Annotated in this window: 14 protein-coding genes; 2 read left to right on the forward strand and 12 right to left on the reverse strand. The window is 63.5% G+C overall.

Going from position 1 to position 15781, the window contains the following annotated elements; translation table 11 throughout:
* Window positions 1-4: 4 nt before the first annotated feature.
* Genes BSY239_RS20275 through BSY239_RS20325 form a run of 11 tightly spaced genes read right to left on the reverse strand, consistent with a single transcriptional unit; the run spans window position 5 to window position 11526 of the window.
* Window positions 5-607, reverse strand: a complete 603-nt coding sequence (locus BSY239_RS20275; RefSeq protein ID WP_069048398.1) for a cysteine hydrolase family protein — start codon at window positions 605-607, stop codon at window positions 5-7.
* Window positions 604-2676: a hydantoinase/oxoprolinase family protein gene (locus BSY239_RS20280; protein WP_069048399.1), complete on the reverse strand. Its 2073-nt coding sequence runs from the start codon at window positions 2674-2676 to the stop codon at window positions 604-606. Before BSY239_RS20280 ends, BSY239_RS20275 begins: the two co-directional genes overlap by 4 nt.
* Entirely contained in the window at window positions 2673-4325 is a 1653-nt protein-coding gene (locus BSY239_RS20285) for a hydantoinase B/oxoprolinase family protein (protein ID WP_069048400.1), read from the reverse strand. Before BSY239_RS20285 ends, BSY239_RS20280 begins: the two co-directional genes overlap by 4 nt.
* Window positions 4326-4360: 35 nt before the next feature.
* Window positions 4361-4864 carry a LeuD/DmdB family oxidoreductase small subunit gene (locus BSY239_RS20290; protein ID WP_069048401.1) on the reverse strand — a complete coding sequence of 168 codons (504 nt, stop codon included), beginning with the start codon at window positions 4862-4864 and terminating at the stop codon, window positions 4361-4363.
* A complete protein-coding gene (locus BSY239_RS20295) occupies window positions 4861-6147 on the reverse strand; it encodes a 3-isopropylmalate dehydratase large subunit (protein ID WP_069048402.1) in 1287 nt (428 codons plus the stop codon). The genes BSY239_RS20290 and BSY239_RS20295 overlap by 4 nt, the downstream gene beginning before the upstream one ends.
* A gap of 6 nt (window positions 6148-6153) precedes the next feature.
* On the reverse strand, window positions 6154-6864 hold the full coding sequence (locus tag BSY239_RS20300) for an ABC transporter ATP-binding protein (protein WP_069048403.1): 711 nt from the start codon (window positions 6862-6864) through the stop codon (window positions 6154-6156).
* Entirely contained in the window at window positions 6861-7637 is a 777-nt protein-coding gene (locus tag BSY239_RS20305; protein WP_069048404.1) for an ABC transporter ATP-binding protein, read from the reverse strand. The genes BSY239_RS20300 and BSY239_RS20305 overlap by 4 nt, the downstream gene beginning before the upstream one ends.
* Window positions 7634-8614 (reverse strand): branched-chain amino acid ABC transporter permease, encoded by a 981-nt coding sequence (locus tag BSY239_RS20310; RefSeq protein ID WP_069048405.1) that lies wholly within the window; start codon window positions 8612-8614, stop codon window positions 7634-7636. Before BSY239_RS20310 ends, BSY239_RS20305 begins: the two co-directional genes overlap by 4 nt.
* Complete coding sequence (locus tag BSY239_RS20315) at window positions 8611-9483, reverse strand: branched-chain amino acid ABC transporter permease (RefSeq protein ID WP_069048406.1); 873 nt, start codon at window positions 9481-9483, stop codon at window positions 8611-8613. The genes BSY239_RS20310 and BSY239_RS20315 overlap by 4 nt, the downstream gene beginning before the upstream one ends.
* Window positions 9484-9499: 16 nt before the next feature.
* Window positions 9500-10702, reverse strand: coding sequence for an ABC transporter substrate-binding protein (locus BSY239_RS20320; RefSeq protein ID WP_069048407.1), 1203 nt, complete (start codon window positions 10700-10702; stop codon window positions 9500-9502).
* Window positions 10703-10722: 20 nt separating this feature from the next.
* On the reverse strand, window positions 10723-11526 hold the full coding sequence (locus tag BSY239_RS20325; RefSeq protein ID WP_069048408.1) for a GntR family transcriptional regulator: 804 nt from the start codon (window positions 11524-11526) through the stop codon (window positions 10723-10725).
* A gap of 72 nt (window positions 11527-11598) precedes the next feature.
* On the opposite strand from BSY239_RS20325, the gene BSY239_RS20330 reads away from it, so the two are divergent.
* Entirely contained in the window at window positions 11599-12150 is a 552-nt protein-coding gene (locus BSY239_RS20330; RefSeq protein ID WP_257784881.1) for an SDR family oxidoreductase, read from the forward strand.
* A 955-nt stretch (window positions 12151-13105) separates the two neighbouring features.
* Window positions 13106-14463 (forward strand): IS3 family transposase gene (locus BSY239_RS22245; RefSeq protein WP_236944111.1). Its coding sequence is split into 2 segments (ribosomal slippage): window positions 13106-13570 and window positions 13573-14463, totalling 1356 coding nucleotides; the frame shifts between segments, so codons are not numbered across the junction.
* Window positions 14464-15107: 644 nt separating this feature from the next.
* Here BSY239_RS22245 and BSY239_RS20350 read toward each other — a convergent pair.
* Window positions 15108-15515, reverse strand: a complete 408-nt coding sequence (locus tag BSY239_RS20350; RefSeq protein ID WP_069048412.1) for a hypothetical protein — start codon at window positions 15513-15515, stop codon at window positions 15108-15110.
* Between the last annotated feature and the right edge of the window lie 266 nt (window positions 15516-15781).

Raw genomic sequence — 15781 nt, forward strand, 5'->3', positions numbered from 1 at the left:
GCGCTCAACCCAGTTGCTTCAAGAACGTGGCGCTGTCCATCACCTCGGCCACCGACGCCATGTCGGCCAGGGCCGCCTGGTGCGCGGTCTCGCTGAAGGCCGCGCAACCGTCGGACAGCACGACCACGTGGTAGTCGCGCACATGCGCATCGCGCACCGTGCTGGCCACGCCGCCGTTGGTGACGATGCCGCATATCACCAGGGTGTCCACACCCGCCTTCTTGAGCACCCAGTCGAGCTGGGTGTTGAAGAAGGCCGAGTACGCCACCTTGAACACCGACACATCCACCAGCGGAGCCAGCAGGTCCACATTGGCCTGGCCCCGGCTGCCGGGCGCAAAGTCGCCCTTGCGGAGGAAGGGGCGGCGCTCCTTGAGGTGGGCCGAGATCATGGGTTCACCCTGTGCATCGGGCCAGAGCGTGAACAGGCTGGCCGTGACCAGCCCGCCCCGCGCCTTGATGGCTTGCGCCACCGGGGCCATGCGCGCGGGCAGTTGCACCGCCTCGGCGCTCAATGTATTGCCGCGTGCGTAGGCACCGTCGGGCGCCAGAAAATCGTTCTGCAGGTCGACGATGACCATGCCCAGCCGCGCGTTCTGCAGGTTCATGCGGCACGCTCCACCAGCAGGTTGCCGAGCTTGTCCACGCGCCCTTCAAATCCGGGCTCCAGCCACACGGTGGTGTCGGGCTGCTCGAGGATCGCCGGGCCCTGCACCACGGTGCCCACGGGCAGGCTCAGGCGATCAAAGCGCTGCGCCGTCCACCACTGGCCCTGGTGGTACACCGGCTGTTCGCCCACCGGCGTGGTGCGGCCTTCGCCCTGCGGTGCGAGCACGGCCAGGTCGAACTTGGGTCGGCGCCCGATGCGCGCGTAGCGCAGGTTCATCACCCGGATCACCGGGCCCTGCAGGATGCGGCCAAAGGCGTGCTGGTACGCCGTCTCGAACGCGGCCAGCAAGCCCGCCGCGTTCAACTGCTCGCGCTGCACCGGCACCTGCAGGGTGTGGGTCTGGCCCATGTAGAGCATGTCGAAACTGATCACCTCGTCCACGCGCACAAAGTGCACGCCGGCCGAATCCAGGCGCACCTGGCAGGCATCGGCAAGGTCGTCCACGCGCTGCAGCAGCGCGGGCCAGGCCACGTCGGCCAGGCCCACGTTCAAGGTCTGCACCGCGTCGTGGCGCATGTCGGCCATCACGCAGCCCAGCGCCGAGGTGACGCCGGGGTAACGCGGCACGATGCCGGTGGTCACACCCACCTCGCGCATCATGGCGCACACATGCAGGCCGCCACCGCCACCAAACGGCATGTAGGCGAACTGGCGCGGGTCGTGGCCGCGCTCGATCGACACCACGCGGATGGCACCCGCCATGCGCGCGTTGGCCACCGTGAGGATGGCCTCTGCAGCCGCCAGCGCCGTCAGCCCCAGGGGCTCGGCCACGTGCTGCTGGATCGCCTGCTCCGAGAGACCCGAGTTCAGCGCCTGCAACAGACCGCCACCGAGCGGCCGGTCGGCGGCAATGCGGCCGAGCAGCACGTTGGCGTCGGTCACGGTGGGGCGTGTGTTGCCGCGCCCATAGCAGGCGGGGCCCGGGATGCTGCCCGCCGACTCGGGGCCGACCTGCAGCATGCCGCCCGCATCGACCGAGGCGATCGAGCCACCACCGGCGCCGATGGTCTCGATCTGGATCATGGGCGAGCGCACCACCAGGCCGAATTCGATCGACGTCTGCGCGGCCAGCGCGGCTTCGCCCGCGGCGACCAGGGACACGTCGAATGAAGTGCCACCGATGTCGCCGGTGATCACGTTGGCAAAGCCCGAAGCGCGGGCGATTTCGGCGCAGGCCATCACACCGGCCGCCGGGCCCGAGAGCGCGGTGCGTACCGGCACATCGCAAGCGGTCTGGCGCGACATCACGCCACCGTTGCTCTGCACGATCAGCAGTTCACCGCCGAAGCCCTGCGCCCGCAGGTCACCGTCCAGGCGCTGCAAATAGCTGCCCACCACCGGTTGCAGGGCCGCGTTCAAGGTGGCGGTCGAGCAGCGCTCGAACTCGCGAATCTCCGGCAGCACTTCGCTGGCGGCGGTCACGCAGTTGTTGGGCCAGATCTCGCGCACGGCGGCCACCGCCGCCTGTTCGTTCGACGGGTTGGCGTAGGCGTTGATGAAGAACACACACACCGCCTCGCAGCCTTCGGCGAGCAGCGCGCGCGCTTGGGCGCGCACCTGCTCCAGGTCCACGGTGGTGTGCAGCTGGCCGTCGGCCAGCACGCGTTCGTCCACCTCCAGGCGCCAGGCGCGTGGCACCACCGGCGTGTAGCTGCCGCGCAGGCCCCAGGTCTGCGGGCGGTCGCGGCGGCGCATTTCCAGCACGTCGCGGAAACCGCGCGTGGTGATGATGCCGGTGCGCGCCACCTTGCGCTCCAGCAGCGCATTGGTGCCCACGGTCGTGCCGTGCACGATGGTGGCGATGTCTTTGGCGCCTTGTGCGCCGGTGGTGCCCGTGACCTGGGCAATGCCGTTCATGAAACCGCGGGCTTCTTCGCCCCGCGTCGACGGCACTTTGACAATGCGCGCCTGACCGGTTTTTTCATCCAGCACGAACAGGTCGGTGAAGGTGCCGCCGACGTCAACGCCGACCACCCAATGCGGCTGGTTCATTGTGGACTCGCTCATGCCTGTTCCTTCGTGTAGCCCAGCGCTGCGTCGCGCTGGCGGTCGTCGATCGATCGGTTGGCTGGCGTTCCCCAACCCCCGCCACCGGGGGTTTGCAGGCGCACACGGTCACCCTTCTTGAGCTGGATGCCCAGCATCTTGGACACCATGGGCGGGGTCTTCCATTCGCCGTTCTGGCGGTACTCGAACACGTTGGGCATGGCGGGCTGACCGCCATGGATGCCCTTTGGCGCGGACTTGCCGCGCTCGCCAAAGATGAAGGCCTCGGCGCTGTCTTCCAGCAGTTCGATTTCGTAGATCGCACCCAGGCCACCGCGGTGCTCGCCATCGCCACCCGAGCCCGCGCGCAGGGCCCACTGCGTGAAGCGCACCGGGTAGGCCGCCTCCAGAATTTCCAGCGGCGGAATCGTCGCGGTGGAGATGGGCGCGTTGCCGTGCGACAGGCCGTCGCCGTCCGAATGGCCGCCGTGGCCGCCGCCGAAGAAGCTGAACATCACCCAGCGCTGTCCCTTGCGCTTGTCGTCGGTGCGGTGCCCGGCAATCGACAGGGCGTTGATGGTGCCGTAAGCGTGGGCCACAGCGCGCTGCGGGTCGGCCAGCGCGGTGGCGCTGAAGATCACGTCGATCATGCGCAGGATGGTTTCGGTGTAGCCCCCCACCGGGCGCGGACGCGCTGCGCTGATCACCAGACCGTCGGGCATGACGAAGTCCACCGCGTCGAGCACGCCTGCGTTGGCCGGCACGTCAGGGAAGATGTGCTTCAAGGCCACATAACAAGCGGCCACTGCCGTGGCACGCGAAATGTTCACCGGCCCGGCGCATTGCGGCGAGGTGCGCGAGAAGTCCAGCGTGAGTCGGTCACCGGCCACGGTCATGTCGAGTGCGATGGTCAGCAGCTCGTCTTTCACGCCATCGTTGTCCAGCACGTCTTCGAAGCTGTAGCTGCCATCGGGCAGGCTGGCGATGTGCGAGCGCATCAGGCGCACGGCGCGGGTGCGCAGCTCCACCAGGGCCTGCGCCACTTTGGCTTCGGTGTACTCGTCGAGCAAACCGTCGAGCCGGCGCGCACCGAGCTCCAGCGCGGCCAGCTGTCCGTTCAGGTCGCCCCACAGGCTGTCGGGCAGGCGGGTGTTGGCCCTCAGGATGGCGAGCACGTCGTCGTCGAGCACGCCGTTGCGCAGGATGCGCACCGGGGGAATCTGCACCGCCTCCTGCCAGCACTCGGTGGCCGCCGGGTTGTAGTTGCCGGGCACCGCGCCGCCCACGTCGTGCCAGTGCGCGGCCGACGCGAGAAAACAGAACAGCTGCCCGTTGCGGAAGCAGGGTCGCACCAGCTTGAAGTCGTTGGCGTGGGTGCCGCCTTCGTAGGGATCGTTGAACAGCCACACATCGCCCGGCTGCATGCCGCCGCGCTCCGCGGCCACGCGCATGGCCGCGCGCACGGCAAAGGCCATGGCACCCACAAACACCGGCAGGCCCGACTTGCCCTGGATCAGCGTGTCGCCGGTGAGCGCGTCGTAGAGGCCGTGGCAGGCGTCGTGGGCCTCGGCAATGATGGGGTTGAACGCGCTGCGGTAGAGCGTGGCGTCCATCTCGTCGGCGATCTGTTCCAGCCGGCCGCGCAACACGGCCAGCGTGACCGGGTCCATTGCGGCCGGGCTTGTTGAATCTGAAACCATCGGGTTCATCCTTGCATGCGTTGTTTGAGCACGGGCAGCAAACCGCCCGCATCGACCATGTCGATCAAAAAATCCGGGATTGCGTGGCAGGCGAGGCGCTGGCCGTTGGCGCGCACCACCTCGGGCGTGGCACCGCCCATTTGCAGCGCGATGCGCTCGCCCTCGTCGATCTCGCCCGCCTGCGGGCAGGTGAGCAGCAACAAACCCAGGTTGAAGGCGTTGCGAAAGTAGAGGCCGCTGTAAGACGGCGCGATCACCGCGGCCAGGCCCAGGTGGCGCAGCACGCCGGCGGCCTGCTCGCGCGACGAGCCGATGCCGAAATTGGCGCCCGCCACCAGCACATCGCCCGGGCGCACGCCGGCTGCAAAGTCGGGTCGCAAGGCTTCGAGGCAGTGCAGGCCGATCACGTCCAGCCCGTGTTTCATGTAGGCGCCCGGTGCCAGGGCATCGGTGTCCACGTCGGCACCCAGGCGCCAGGCGCGGGCGTGCTCGACAGCGCGCCGGGTCATGCCAACACCTCGCGCGCGTCGCTGATGTACCCGCGCAAGGCTGAGGCCGCCACGGTGTAGGGCGAAGCGAGGTACACGTTGACGCTGGCCGGACCCATGCGGCCCTTGAAGTTGCGGGCCGTGCTGGAGATGACGGTGGCGCCTTCGGGAAACGTGGCGCCGTAACCCGCGCACGCGCCGCAGCTGTTGGGCAGCAAGGTCGCCCCGGCGTCCAGCAAGACCTGCATCACACCCTCGGTCTCGGCCTGCGCTTGTTCGCGCGCGCTGGCCGGCGCCACCAGCAGTTGAACGCCGGCGGCCACGCGCCGGCCCTGGAGCACCGAGGCCGCGGCCCGCAGGTCTTGCAGCTTGGCACCGGTGCAGGCGCCGATGTAAGCGATGCCGGGTTTCACGTCGGCAAACTCGGCCACGTCTCGGGTGTTGGCCGGGCTGTGCGGCGCGGCCACCTGCGGGCTCAGTGCCGAGGCGTCAAAGCCGTGCTGCTCGAACGCCGCGTCTTCGTCGGTGAACCATTGCTCAGCGCCTTCCAGTTGCGCCGCCGGCACACCCACCGACTGCAGCCAGTCCCGGGTGGTGTCGTCGGCGGCGATCAGGCCGGCCTGCGCGCCCAGCTCGGCGCTCATGTTGGACAGGGTCATGCGCTCGGCCATGGACAAGGCTTGCACGCCGCTGCCGGCAAACTCCACTGCCTGGTACTGGCCGCCGTTCATGCCCAGGCGGGCAATGGTGTGCAGCATCATGTCCTTGGCCGCCACACCCGGCTGCAAGCGGCCCGACCAGTGCATGCGCAAGGTGCGCGGCACCTGCACCCAGATCTGACCCGTCACGCACACACCCAACATCTCGGTGGCGCCGATGCCGAACATGTAGCTGCCAAACGCACCCCCGGTGGGCGAATGCGAGTCACCGCCCACGCCGAACATGCCGGGGCGCAGGTGGCCGCGCTCGGGCAGCACCACATGGCAGATGCCTTCACTGTCGATCACGTGGGGCAGCTTCCACTGGCGGGCGGTGTCGCGCGTGAACTGCACGATCTTCTGCGCGTCGGCGTCCTTCGCCGGCACGTAGTGGTCGAGCACCAGCACCACCTTGTTCGTGTCCCAGATGGAGGCGCCGAGCTCGTCGAGCATGGGCTTGAGTCGCCGCGGGCCGGACGAGTCGTGGAACATGGCGAGATCCACCTCGCAGGTGACCACCTCACCCACGGAGACCTGGCTGCGGCCGGCGGCACGGGCGATGAGTTTTTGGGCCAGGGTCTGAGGCGGCAGGTTGGGCATGCTCATGGCGCCTCACATGCCCAGATAGGCTTTGCGCAAGGTGTCGCTGGCCAGCAGCTCGGCCGGGGTGCCGGTGAAGCGGATGTGGCCGTTCTCCATCACGTAGGCGCGGTCGGCGATGTCGAGCGACTGCCCCACGTTCTGCTCGACCAGCAACACCGCCAGGCCACCGCTGCGCAGCTGCGAGATCAGGCCGAACATTTCTTCGACAAGCAGCGGCGACAGACCCAGCGAAGGCTCGTCGAGGATCAGCAAACGCGGCTCGGCCATGAGGCCCCGACCGATGGCCAGCATCTGCTGCTCGCCTCCGCTGAGCGTGCCGGCCAGCTGGGCCACCCGTTCTTTCAGGCGGGGGAAGGTGTCGTACACCTTCTCCAGGTTCTGCACGCGGCGCTCGCGGCCGCGGGTGAACGCGCCCAGCTCCAGGTTTTCGTGCACGCTGAGGTTGGGAAACACCTTGCGACCCTCGGGCACCTGGATCAGGCCGTGCGTGACCACCTTCTGGTAGTGCAGGCCGGTGATGTCGTTGCCGTCGAACTGCACCCGTCCAGCCCGGGTGTTCACCAGGCCGCTGAGGGTGAGGTTGAGCGTGGTCTTGCCGGCGCCGTTGCTGCCCAGCAGGGCCACGGTCTCGCCGGGCATCACATGCAGGTCCACACCGCGCAGGACTTCGATCGCACCGTAGCCCGACTTGAGCCCCTGCACATTCAACAAAGCGGTCATGCCTGGGCTTCCTTGTGGGCTGTTGCACTGGCCACACTTTTTTGCAAACGCTCGGCCGTGCCGTGGCCCAGGTAGGCCTCCACCACCGCGGGGTTGTTCGTCACTTCGGCGGGCGTGCCGTGCGCAATGAGCTGCCCCTGTGCCAGCACCCACACCTCTTGTGCCAGGCTCATCACGGCCTGCATGACGTGTTCGATCATGAGCACCGTGACACCGCTCTGCGCGATGCCCTGCACCACCGGGATCATCTCGGCAATCTCTTGCGGGTTCAGGCCCGCCAGCACCTCGTCGAGCAACAACAGGCGCGGCCGGGTGGCCAGGGCACGCGCGAGCTCCAGCCGCTTGCGCCCGGCCACGGTGAGGTCGCTGGCCAGTTTGTCGAGCTGGGCGGTGAGACCCACCTGCTGCGCCACCGACTCGGCCTGCGCCAGCGCCTGCGCCCGTCCCGGCACGTGCAGGTGCGCACCCACGGCAATGTTTTCACGCACGGTTTGCGCGGCAAAGGGCTGAACGATCTGGAACGTGCGCGTCATGCCCATGCGGGCATTGAGGTGCGGTGCCTGGCCGGTGATGTCGCGCCCGGCAAAACTCACGCGCCCGGTGTCGGGTTTGATGAAGCCCGACATCAGCGCAAACAGCGTGGTCTTGCCCGCCCCGTTGGGGCCGATGAGGGCACTCAGGCGCCCCTCGGTCACCGACAGGCTGACGTTCTGCACCGCCTTGAGGCCGCCAAAGGATTTGCCGACACCGTCGATCTGCAGCAAGGCGCTCATGACCGGTCACCGCCAGAAGATTTGCGGCCACGCAGCCACTGCAGGGGCGTGAAGGTGCCCAAGCCGGCAATGCCGCGCGGCAGGAACATCACGATGACGATCAGCACCACGCCGTAAATGACCATGTTGATGCCCGGCAGCTGACCAAACAGGTTGCGCGTGAGGTCGGCCAGGATGTGCAGACCCACGGCGCCCAAGAGCGGACCCCACAGCGTGCCCAGACCACCCACGATGGCGCCCACCAGCGCCTCGACCGAGGTGTGTGACCCAAATGCAATCGACGGATCGATGTACTGGAACACCTGCACATAAAACGCGCCGCCTGCGCCCATGAGGCCGCCCGAGATGATGGTGGCCACCAGCTTCACGCTGAACGGGTTCACGCCGATGGCGCGCGCGGCGTCTTCGTTGTCGCGCACCGCCTGCAGATAAGCGCCAAAACGGGAATGGCGCAGCCAGGCGGTGATGCACAGCGCAAGGGTGACCAGCGCCAGCATGAGCCAGATGAAACCCGAGCGGTTCACGAACTGCATGTTGGCGGTGGAAGCGTTGAGCGGCAGCATCAGACCTACGCCCGCGCCGGTGAACGGAACCGAGGTGGCCAGGATGCGGAATACCTCGGCGAAGGCCAGTGTGACCAGTGCGAAATACGACCCCTTGAGGCCATAGCGAAACGACGCTGCGCCCACAAAGGCGCCCACTGCGGCGGCAAACGCCATGGCCAGCGGCAGGGCCACCCAGGGGCTCAGGCCCCACTGCATCTGGGCGATGGCCTGCACATAGGCACCTGTACCGAAGAACAACGCATGGCCAAACGAGAACTGGCCACCAAAACCACCCAGCACGTTCCAGGCTTGAGAAAGCAGGCAGGCGTAAAGCGCGGTCATGACGAAGTTGAGGATCACGCCCGACTCGGTGAAGAAAGGCACCGCGCCGACCAGCAGCACGAACAGCGCAATGTTGCGAACGTCTTTCATGCCTTGGCTCCAAAAAGTCCTTGGGGCCTGAGCATGAGCACCGCAATGAAGAGGACAAAAATGCCGACCTGGCCCAGCGACTCGCCGAGCAGCAAGCCGCCGACCGACTCCACCACACCGATCAGCAGCCCACCGAGCAGGGCGCCGGCAAAACTGCCCATTCCGCCCAGCACCACGATGGTGAAGGCCACCAGCACAAAACCGTTGCCGACCGTCGGGTTGACGTAGTAAGCCGGTATGAGGAAACAGGCCGCGGCGCCCAGACTGGCCAGCCCCAGACCAAAACACATGGCGTACACATGGTCGACGTCGATGCCCATGAGGCGCGCGCCCTGCTTCTCCTTGGACACCGCGCGGATGGCGCGACCCAGATCGGTTTTCTGAACGATCAGCAGCAACACCGCCGACACCACCAGCGCGCCACCAAACGCCACCAGCTTGGGCAGCGCGAGGAACGCGGGGCCAATCTCCACCGTCGTCAGCGTGTATGCGGTCTCGATGGTGCGGGTGTCCGACTTGAAGAACAGCAGGGCCAGGTTCTCCAGCACGATGGACACGCCCAGTGTGACCAGCAGGATGTTCTCATCCCGGCCGTGGCTGGCGCGGTTGATCACGCCGCGTTGCAGCGCGTAGCCGAGCACGAACATGGCGGGCACCATGATCGGCAGGGCGAGGTAGGGGTCCACCCCGAGCTTTTCCTTGAGCATGTACACGCCATACAGCGCCACCATCAAGGCCGCGCCGTGCGCGAAATTGATGATGTGCAGCACGCCGTAAATCAACGTCAAACCCAGCGCAATCAGCGCATACACGGCACCGGTGGTGATGCCGTTGAGCACCGACGGAAACAGGATGTTCATGTCGAGCATCGGGGGGCCCTGGCGATCAGGCCTTGAGCGGGAAGATCGGTTCCACTTCGCGGAACTCGCGCGGCACGATGACCTTGATGTCGCCCTTCTGAACCTGCGTCATCAACGGACGCGCGCCCGTGTTCTGACCATTGACGAACTGCGTCGGGCCGTACGGCATGATGTGGTCGGAGAACTTGCTGGCGGTCAGTGCGTCGATGATGGCGGCGCGATCGGACGACTTGGCGCGCTCGATGGCATCGGCCAGCAGCTTCATGGCCGTGTAGGTCATGAACACCTCGTAGCTGAAGAACTGGCCCTGCGCTTCAACGCGCTTGCGCAGGTCGGCCGAGCGCTTGTCTTTCGGGTTGAACCAGTGGTTGCAGTCGATGATGCCGTTGGCCGCGTCCGGAAATTCCTTGACGAACTTGTAGCTCGACGCAGCGCCTCCGAGCACCGAATAGATCGCCTTGGGCGTGATCTTTTGCTGCTGCAGTGTGCGCACCAGCAAGGCGTATTCGTTGTAGTAGTTGGCCGGGATCAGGATGTCGGGATTGACCTGCCGGATGCGCAGCGCGATGTTGTTGAAGTCGCGCGTGGGGTTGGCGTGCTTGATGATCTCTTTCACTTCGTAGCCATAACCTGGCAGCTCGGAAGCCAGCAGGTTGGCGGTGCCGGTGCCGAACAGCGACTCTTCGTGCACGATCATCACGGTGCGCGCGGGCTTGCCTGCGGCGGTGTTCAGCGCGTGCAGGCTGGCCACGGCCGTCTGCGCACACATCTTGTAGCCCGGGCCGAAGCGGAAGGTGTTTTTCAGGCCGCGCTCGACGATCTGGTCGGCCACGCCCACGTCCACCACATGCGGCAGGTTGTACTTGGCGGCCGCCTGCGTGGTGGCCAGGCAGATGGCCGACGCAAAGGCGCCCACCACGGCACTCACGCCGGCTTCGTTCATCTTCTCGATCTCGGCTGTGCCGGCTTGCGGGTTCGACTGCGCGTCGCCCAGCATGGCTTCGATCTTGGCGCCGCCGAGCGACTTGATGCCGCCCGCGTTGTTGATGTCCTCGATGGCCAGCATCGCGCCCAGGCGACACTGCTGACCCGAATAGGCTAGGGCCCCCGTGACAGGGTGCAACACACCAATCTTGATAGGCCTGGGCTGTGCCCCGGCGACCAGAGGGAACGCGAGTGCCGAGGCCGCGGCAGCGGACTGGCTCATGAAGTTGCGACGTGTGGTCATCGGTACATCCTTTATGAAAGTCAATGAAAGTTGGCAGACAGCTCTCGGCTTACCCACACTTTGGCGTCAATGTCGCCAACACGGGATAACTGCATCTGGTACTCGTACCGGTCTGGTCGGTACAGCCCATGCAGCCATTGGACGGGACGTTCGTCCTCGTCGTAAATTAAACGCCGCACCGCCAGCAAGGCCGATCCGACGGATACATCGAGGTGCCGGGCCATGCTGACATCGGCCAGGCGCGCCGAAATGGTCTGCTCGGCCCTACCCACCTTCACGCCCGACTCTTCCAGCAGCACCAGAATGGGTTTTTGTGCCAGCTCGCGCTTGCCGAAGCTTGATGAAATCGCGTCGGGTACCCAGGTGGTGATGTGCGACAAAGGCCCATCGGAGGTGCTGCGCACGCGCGCGGCTTTCTGCACCAGGTCGCCGCGCTGCAGCCTCAGAGCCTCGGTCACATCCGCCGGAGCCCGCATGCGCTCCACCGACAGCACCTTGACCTTGGTGCGCATGCCCATCGCCACCAGATTTTCCAGCAGCCCCGTCAAACGCACCTGCTTGCCCGAAGCCAGGGTCGAGGCCTGCATGTGGGCCTCCTGCCCGTGGGCCACGACAGGTCGAGTGCCACGCCCAGGCTCACGCAAGATCAAACCTTCTGCTGCCAGTTGCAGCAATGCCCGTCGCACCGTGACACGAGCCACGCTGAACTGTTCCATCAAGGCCAGCTCCCCCGGCAAGCCGGTTTCAAACTGACCATCGCGCAACTGTTGGCGCAACACCAAGTAGATCTGGTGGTACTTGGGCAGGGGCAGTTGTGTGTCCATGTCGCTATCGTGATGTAGCCAGAATGTCCCGTCAATAGAACATTCAAGTCTTATTGATGGGACATTTGATTGGTGATTTCCACAGAGTGCCGCCGATCTCGGTTTCGATTCGGTAGACATGCGCACTCGATTGGCAAGGGAAGTCCACCACGCACCAGCGCCGCCTACGTCGGTGCCAAGTCGGCGGTGATGAGCTATGCCAAGGCGTTCGCCCGTGAAGCGGCCCACATGAGGATCACCGCCAAAGTGGTTGTCCCGGGCCTCATCGACACCGAGATGCTGCGGAGCACCTTCACCAGCAGCGGGGCTCTGACCGCTGCGGCCCAGAACATTCCACTGGATCGAATCAGTAAGGTAGACGACTTGGCCGCAGCTGTGGACGGTCGAGAAGGCTTTGTAATCGGTCGCGGCTTGGCGACGCAGTTCGGCACGCCCCAAGCGCAACGCGGCGTGTCAGTTTCGCTCGCCATCGTTGGCGCGAAAGCGCAGGCGCACGGCAAGTGGGCCGAAGCGGAGAAGGTCTACCGAGAATGCCTATCGATCAGCACCGACCTTGCGTCATTGCTGCAAGAGCGCGCAAGCCTTTGCCCAGGGCAGATGTCGGCTCTCGCAGTATTGTGTTGAAAAACTCGAGCGCCGCCGTCTAAGTCGGCATGACAAAAAAATCGACCTCATAGAACGGCCCAGGATCACCGATCTCACTCAAGGCAAGGGGTGACTTACCCCCGAAAAGGTGCTGAAAATTTGCCAAGGGAGTGAACCGCCCCCGCTTTCGTCGGGGCAAGTTGGTCTAAGTCAGGCAAAGATTGCGCCCTGATCGTCAAAATGAACGGCAGAGTCTTCACGCCGGAAATCCAGTTGCAAAAACTTTGGCAGCGAGGTAGGCCAGTCTCATCAACTCTGACCTGATCCGGGCCAGGCCTATGGCACGAGGTCTTGCAAGTCCTTGATTTCTAGAATGCGCCATAGCAATTACTGTGGCGCCCTACGGGACTGAGGGGAATTAAAGATGACTGGACGCATGGTGCAAGCAAATCAATAGTAGTCCAGCAAATTCTTCCACTTGCCAGAGGTCATGTTTGGTGATTCCCTGGATTTTCTACTAGATGCTTGAAGAGAAAGCTGGACTTTCTCCGTTGCACATATTTCTTGCGTCTCCATGCAGGATGCTTGTACTTCTCGCAGGTGCTGAAGGCACCCCGTCAATAGTTCTCCCTGTCGGACACCACACGGCAAATGCGGCGTCTCCAGGCGGGTAAGCGGCACGCGCTAAGCACATTCCCCAAAGTTGAGGAGGTAACGACGAATGCTTGCAACAGTAGGGCGCCAGAGTAGTTGCTCTGTCGCATCCTTGAAATCAAGGACTTACAGGACCCTGTGCCATAGGGCTCGCCCAGGTCAGGTCAGAGTTGATGAGACTGGCCTATTTCACCGCCAAAGTTCTTACGACTGAGCTTTCGGCGTGAAGACGCGGCCGTCTACTTCGGCGATCAGGCCGCAATCTTTGGCTGACATTGACCAGCTGGCCTCCACGAAACTGAACTGACCCCCAGAAGTTGGACGAACTTCAAGGGGTTCCATGAAGAAGTATCAAACAGAGTTCAAGCTGGAAGTCGTCAAGAGCTTTCTGGCTGGCGAAGGTGGGGCGAAGCTGCTGGCGCGGCGGTGGTCGTTGCCCGAGGAGAAGGTCCGCACTTGGGTGAGCCACTACCGCCTGCACGGCATCGACGGGCTGCGTCCTAAACGCAGCGCGTACAGTGCTCAGTTCAAGCTGCAGGTGCTGTCCCATCAGGACCGCGAACAGCTTTCAAGCCGCCAAGTGGCGGCGGTTTACGACATTCGCAATCCAAACCAGGTGGTGGTCTGGCGACGCAAACTCGATGAGGGCGGCGTGGAGGCTCTTGGAAGCGGGAAGCAAGGACGCCCCAATATGAAGCCAGAACAACGCTGCCCAGCGCCGCCAGGTCCGGTCATGACAGATTCGGCGCAGACCCTGCGTGAAGAGAACACGCGACTGCGCGCGGAGGTGGCGTACCTAAAAAAATTGCAAGCCTTGATCCGGGCGAAGAGATCAGCTGTGCCGACAAAGCGCGTCTGATTACCGGGTTGAGGCGTCACCACAAACTGGCGGACCTGTTGCAGGTAGCAGGCCTTGCCCGCAGCACCTTCTACTACCAATGCCAAGCGATCCTGCGTAGCGAACAGCAGAGCGACATGGAGGTCAAGATCCGCACCATCTATGACGAGCACAAAGGACGCTATGGCTATAGACGAATCACGGCAGCGCTATGCCGTTCGCTGGCGGAGCCCGTCAACCACAAGTGCGTGCAGCGCCTGATGCAAAAGATGGGACTGCGCGCGTTGATTCGGGCGAAGAAGAGCTTTCGGCATGTCTCAAGCATGAGCGATGTGAACGTGCCCAATGTCCTGCAGCGCGACTTCTTCGCGGAGGCTCCGAATCAGAAGTGGGTGACTGATGTGACTGAGTTCAACGTGCATGGGCAGAAGCTCTATCTGTCGGCCTGCATGGACCTCTACAACGGTGAGATCATCGCGCACCGCATGGCGAGGCGGCCTGTGTTCGACCTGGTGTCTGACACGCTTCGGGAAGCCCTGGACCGGTCAGCATGTGCCTCTGAACTGATTGTGCATTCGGATCAAGGTTGGCACTACAAGATGCAGCCGTACCGCGCGATGCTTGCGCATCACGGAGTCAAACAGAGCATGAGTCGCAGAGGGAACTGCTTTGACAACGCGGTGATCGAAAGCTTCTTCGGCACCCTCAAGGCCGAGTACTACCATCTTGAGATGCATGACGGCATCGCGGCACTCGAAGCGGGCGTGCATGACTACATCCATTACTACAACCACGAGCGCATCAAGCTCGGATTGCAAGGACTCAGCCCGGTGGAATACCGGCTGAGAAACACCGCCTGATTGGCGGGATCGCAACCGTCCAACTTCTGGGGGTCAGTTCAAACCCGGGGCGGTTCAGTGATGGGCGGGAGCAGTGGGCATTCAGGCTGCACGCATTTAGGGTGTTGCACTCGTTCAAGAGCAGAACAAACTGAATGGATAGATCTCACAGTACCAACTCTGCTTCGTTTCACCGTGAACGACTAAGAACTGATCAAACTGGAAGAACGACCGAAACAAGACGTTGGCAAGCAGACTCCCTGGGGCGAGACCTCCGCGTTTCAAATCGTCCTCCATTTTGCGAGCGGTTCTGACGGCGTGCTGTGTGCTCTCTTGTGTCAACCGGAGAGTGTCGGAGTTTTTTAGCCTCTCGAGTACCAATGTTTGTACGTCCGCGTTCGTGACGAGCTGCACCAGTCTTTGCATGCGTTCCGACCCACTCCGCCACTGACTCCATTTGTCGGCACCGCCCGGGTCAATCTGCCAGAGTAATGTGCGAAGGGCGAGGGTGCCCGAGACAATTGATTCCACCCGAATCGGCGACGGCCTAAGCAAACTTCGTAACTCAAGTGGGTCTGGCACCTTAAAAGCCTGTGCAGCCACTGGCGTCAACTTGCCTCCAAGCGCAACAGCTACTCCTGACGAAATGATCGACCGCCGCGATTTCATGCTTTGCTCCAGTTCACGATTGCGCTTGCAATGACCTTACTCTTCCACAAAAAGGCCACCACAAACAGTAGCAATGCGGCAGTAACCGAAATGATCTGCAGAAAGCTCATCACTCGAGTGACATTTGTGAATGTCCACTTCCCAGTCATCGAGAAAGAGATCATAGGTTCGATAAGCGCGCCCTTCGCGGCATACCCGAAGCCAAGGGATAGGGCACAGGCCACAATTGATGCAGATAAAAACCAAGCGAGGTGGTTCGTACCAATTGCAGTACTTGTCGCTCGGACCACAAGGGCGACAAGCATGAGCTCAAACACCAAGAGGCCAGTGGCGATCAGCCACAGGTCGTTAGTTTGCTCAAGGACAAGACGATGCAATTCAACAATGGCATCGATATCAATCATGACGATTCTCCTCGAATGGCATCTTAGTGATGACGCTATCCTCTAGCAAGAGGCAGCAGTATTGAACCGCCCTGCCGGGGCCGTTCAAGATCCTTAACACCGAACCGGTCAAGAGGCGCCAAAGGCCGGCGCCGGCCCTTACGATTCATATCTTGCTCTGCATTCGCTAAATTAAAAACGCTTGCAATGCAACCATAAATGGATGATGTATGTATTCACATAGTTTCCTGGGTGGATTTCGACTCGTCCAAAGTATCGGAGTAGTC

The organism is Hydrogenophaga sp. RAC07, assembly GCF_001713375.1.
GTDB lineage: Bacteria > Pseudomonadota > Gammaproteobacteria > Burkholderiales > Burkholderiaceae_C > Hydrogenophaga.